Source organism: Nostoc sp. UIC 10890 (assembly GCF_054786515.1).
Genome location: NZ_JBSGKF010000188.1, coordinates 1 through 1,075, shown reverse-complemented (window position 1 = coordinate 1,075; position 1,075 = coordinate 1). Strand labels below are relative to the sequence as shown.

At 42.6% G+C, this 1,075-nt stretch carries 1 protein-coding gene; it reads right to left on the bottom strand.

Features of this window, described 5'->3' with window-relative positions:
- On the bottom strand, positions 1 to 1,075 hold a 1,075-nt coding region (locus ACWATR_RS40330; protein ID WP_460346076.1), incomplete at both ends, for a DUF3854 domain-containing protein.

Sequence of the window (1,075 nt, the reverse complement as noted above, 5' to 3'; positions counted from 1 at the left end):
TCGTTTTAGGCTTGGTTTCATAGTCAAAGCAGAATTTGATTTCTCGAGAAGGTGTGGCGAAAACCGCTAATTCCTCATGCAGGTAAGACTTACCGATTTTTTTACCAAACTCATCTTTGGGAGTTCGGTATCCCGCCGAAATCCCAGGTAGCCCAATGGCAGCGTGACCCTGGCTCAACAGGCTGGCTGCTTTTTTAGCTCCTTCTGCGATCGCACACGGTAAATTATATTTCCACACACAATACCAAAATCCTGAGTGGCGCTCCTGCTGGCTGGGGTTAACTTTGTGTTTGGAGTAGATGCGTTCGGCAATATCTTCAGGGACATTAAGCAAGAATATACTTAATTCAACCTTTGGGGGATGCTCATATTTAATGAATTTCCCTTCAATTACCTGGTTCTCCTCATCTTTTTTGGGTCTAGGTGTGTTCGGCTTGTAACATCCCCATCTTTTAATTGCAGGTTTATCACCTGGTGTTAAATCAGCAAATGAACGCGCATCAACTCCAGCATCACACCACCAACCACCAGCATCAAGGTGAGAATATGCGTTTAGAAATCCTTGTGTTAACCTCCCGGTATTTGTACGATTAAGTTTTTCGCTAACCATCAGCCTTTCCCAAGCCTCATGCTCACCATCTGCATAGTTGAATTGAAGACTTTCAAAGTTTTTTGCCGCAATATCAGGATGGATAGCGCTATCTTCAAACTCTTGCCAGTGCTTTGGTTCAATAAAATTAGGTATTTTTTCAGTATGATGTGGTGTCCAGAACGCTTCTGTGGGGACAGCAGATTTCAGTACTGGCTTAGAGAAAACTGATTCAACAGTATTATAGTTTGGTGTCTCCTTCAAGACGGGCAAGACTTTCGGTACTTTTATTGATGAATCATGGCTTGTTGTCCGGCTAGATGCGACTGATTTCACAATTGGCTCGACAAAAGGAGTAGATACTGTCGTCTCTTGTTTTAGTACTGGCTTCTCAAAAGGGGCACTTATATCTATAGTTATTGCTTGGTGCTGCTTGAAAGTCGATTTCTGAACTTGTTTTCGTAGCAATTCCAAGGCATTATCTTT